This is a genomic window from Synergistaceae bacterium (assembly GCA_021372895.1).
Lineage (GTDB): Bacteria > Synergistota > Synergistia > Synergistales > Synergistaceae > JAJFTP01.
This window is the reverse complement of sequence record JAJFTP010000056.1, coordinates 1-3,133: the sequence shown is the minus strand read 5'-3', so window position 1 is coordinate 3,133 and position 3,133 is coordinate 1. Positions and strand designations below refer to the sequence as shown.

The window sequence follows — 3,133 nt, the reverse complement described above, 5'->3', positions numbered from 1 at the left end:
CGGGACCCTCCAGCCGCTGGAGGGCGGTGTTGCAATAATGTCCCTCAAGACAGGAGCCCCTGTCATCCCTACCTGGGTCGGAGGTACATTCCGGGCACTTGCCCCGCATATGAAATTCCCGCGTCCGCGCAAGCTTTACGTTGTCTTCGGCGATCCGATAGATCCAGCCGACATCCCCGAAGGTTTAAGTGAAAAAGAAAAGCGTAAATATATATTGAACAGGATAGAAGCTTTTTATAAAGAGATGGACATTAATGATAAAGAAAAATATGCATAGCATAAGCGCCACTTTCTTTTGAAGCCATATATTGTACCGCTGTAATTGAAGCAAATGGATCTGCGAGAGTGAAATAAAAGTGTATAATTACCATATCAGCGTGTTTTTGAACGATAGGGGCAAATTCTGCCCGAACAATATAATATCAGGGAGGTTTTTTTGAAATGGAACAGATCCGTACTCTTAATGCACTGGTTGATTATGCAAAACAAGTAGGCCCCAAGAAAATCAGCGTGGCCTGCGCCGAAGATGAAGAGGTAATGGAAGCGGTAGAGAACGCGCGCAGGGCCGGAATAGCCAACTCCTTCCTTGTAGGCGATGCAGATAAAATCAGTGAGGTCGCCAAAAAGCTTGGCATAGATCTTGCAAACTACGATGTTATAGACGAAAAGGGCGGTGGAGCGGCCTCCGCGCTTAAGGCGGTAGAAATTGTCTCCAGCGGACAGGCGCAGATCGTTATGAAGGGAATGGTCTCCACGGCGGACTTCCTCCGCGGGGTCCTGAACAAGGAAAAGGGGCTTCGTACCGGCAAGACGCTCTCACATGTCTACATCCATGAGGTAAAGGGATACGACCGCATATTTTTCATCTCAGACCCAGCGTTCAACATGTATCCTGAGCTCAAAGTAAAAGTCGATATCATAAATAACGTAGTCGAACTCGCCCATGCGTTCGGCGTAGAATGTCCGAAGGTAGCGGCGCTTGCTGCGGTGGAAGTCGTAAACTTCGATATGCCGCCGACGGTCGATGCGGCTATCCTGACCCAGATGAACCGCCGTGGTCAGATCAAGGGCTGTATAGTTGACGGTCCTCTTGCTTTGGACAACGCGGTATCTCCGGAATCGGCGCGCCACAAGGGGATCAAGTCCGATGTGGCCGGTTATGCGGACATACTGCATGTGCCTAACATTGAATCAGGCAACATACTTGCGAAAGCCATAGTATATTTTGCAGAGAACAAGACAGCCGGAATAGTTCTGGGAGCTGCGGCTCCGGTCGTCCTGACCAGCCGCGCAGACTCGGCCGAAGCAAAACTGTTCTCTATCGCGTCGGCGGTCGTACTTGCGGCACACAAGGGCAGATAACAACGAAATAGCATTTCCAAGAGCGAGAAGGCGGCATTTTATCCGTCTTCTCTGATTTTTATATAAAGATGCCGGAGATGTTCAATGACAGAGAGACTGCGATCAGAGGGCATAATACTGCGTGGAACTTACGGAGACATGGAAATCCATGTCAGACGGTGCTTTCCCAAATCGCCCAACAACATTCATATAATCCTTCTCCATGGAGTACACAGCAGCGCTAATATCGGGCTCCACAATAAATTCCGCTATCTTGCGGAATTGCTTGTAGATCGCGGCTTTACAGCGTGGCTTGTCGAGACGAGCAGGAAACTGCGGAACAGACTTGATTTTGCCGATAACATAGGCGGTTGGATAAAAGGCGCCTTTGAGGGCAAAACTTTTGCACAGGAGCAGGAAGATTTTTTTATGGCAATACGGGAAATTATTAGGCGTGTCTCTCCCGATCCGATATGGATATGGGGATTCTCCCTCGGCGGAATAATAGCGTTGTCAGCGGCTGCCGGTGCAATAGAGCCGCCGGATGGGAAGCAGCCGGCGATAGACAGAATAATACTCAGCGGGACAGGGCTCGTAGCATATCAAGAGACCGAGAGCCGTATGATGAAGATGCCCATACTCTCCACTCTGTATTCGTCGCTTTCGCAGGATATGATTACCCGTGTCAGAACAAACGGATGTATATTATTCCGCGGCAGTGAAGATGAGATATTCCCCGAACAGAGCTGTCTGGATCTTTTGGGAGGAATCGAATTGCCCGCGGAGTCAAAATATTTTCACACTGTAAAAGGAGCAGATCACTCTCTGCGTTTAAGAAACGGAAAGAATGCCCCGGACATAATGCAGGAAATGGTTGAATTTATAGTCAAAACATGGCTATAGGCCTCTTGTGCTAAAATTGACACACTGCGCTTTGGCGCAACGGGGAGGTCTTTAATGGTTCTGTATGATGGAACTCAAAATAGAACCGCAGCGTCGCCACTAAATGCAGTTTTTATCGGGAATGCGGCAGCTTTGTTTCGTGCGGAACTGTTGGTGTGGTTTCTTATTTTTGCGTTTCTTATGCCGTCCGGAACTTGTCTTGCGAAACAAGTGGACTATCAGGAACTTCAGGAAGATCCGATGGAAACCGCGTACAGGAAGCTGACTTCAACAGGGGACATCGAATGGGATGCAGAAGAGATGATCTCCGGCGGCGCGCCGGAATTTATAAAAGGCATGGCATGGCCCCTGAAGACAGGAAAAATAGGAGGGTTCTTCAGCAGAACCCGCAGGAAAGGACATAGAAAACATCTTGGCGTAGACCTGCTTGCGCCAAATGGCGCCCCGATATACGCAGTACTTGACGGTATCGTGGAGATCGTCTCAGGCGGAGGCAAAGGCTTCCGCGGTTTTGGAAAGGTCATAATAATAAACCATTCCGGGCTGCTCTGGTCGGTTTACGCTCATTGTTCGGCGACGAATGTTAAAGTAGGACAGAAGGTTAAGCTGGGGCAGCAGATAGCCGCAGTCGGTAGGACGGGTCGTGCTACGGCCTACCACCTCCATTTTGAAGTCCGCAACTCAAAAGGGACAGCGCTTGACCCCATGAAGTATCTGCCTTCATCAGGCACACTGCCGCCAGATATTCGGTAATAACCGCAGCATGACTTAACTGTTTGCCGTCAGGCGCTCAAATCATTGGCCCATGTCCATTTATGGCTGTTATAATGGAGATCAAGAGCAGGACACTGCTGGGGGAGTATAGTTGGCATATATAAACGGAGAGGCC

The 3,133-nt window shown here is 49.4% G+C and carries 4 protein-coding genes; all 4 read left to right on the top strand.

Features of this window, described 5'->3' with window-relative positions; translation table 11 throughout:
* The coding region (locus LLF78_04985) for a 1-acyl-sn-glycerol-3-phosphate acyltransferase (protein ID MCE5201849.1) at positions 1-277 on the top strand (277 nt) is incomplete at its 5' end.
* Between the two features lie 164 nt (positions 278-441).
* Positions 442-1,362, top strand: a complete 921-nt coding sequence (ptb, locus tag LLF78_04980; protein MCE5201848.1) for a phosphate butyryltransferase — start codon at positions 442-444, stop codon at positions 1,360-1,362.
* Between the two features lie 84 nt (positions 1,363-1,446).
* On the top strand, positions 1,447-2,244 hold the full coding sequence (locus LLF78_04975) for a hypothetical protein (protein MCE5201847.1): 798 nt from the start codon (positions 1,447-1,449) through the stop codon (positions 2,242-2,244).
* 54 nt (positions 2,245-2,298) lie between these two features.
* Complete coding sequence (locus tag LLF78_04970; GenBank protein ID MCE5201846.1) at positions 2,299-2,997, top strand: M23 family metallopeptidase; 699 nt, start codon at positions 2,299-2,301, stop codon at positions 2,995-2,997.
* The last annotated feature ends 136 nt before the right edge of the window (positions 2,998-3,133 follow it).

What these genes read in the sequence shown, in the direction of transcription:
- ptb (MCE5201848.1), top strand. Translation starts at nt 442, where the DNA reads ATGGAACAGATCCGTACTCTTAATGCACTGGTTGATTATGCAAAACAA.
- LLF78_04975 (MCE5201847.1), top strand. Translation starts at nt 1,447, where the DNA reads ATGACAGAGAGACTGCGATCAGAGGGCATAATACTGCGTGGAACTTAC.
- LLF78_04970 (MCE5201846.1), top strand. Translation starts at nt 2,299, where the DNA reads ATGGTTCTGTATGATGGAACTCAAAATAGAACCGCAGCGTCGCCACTA.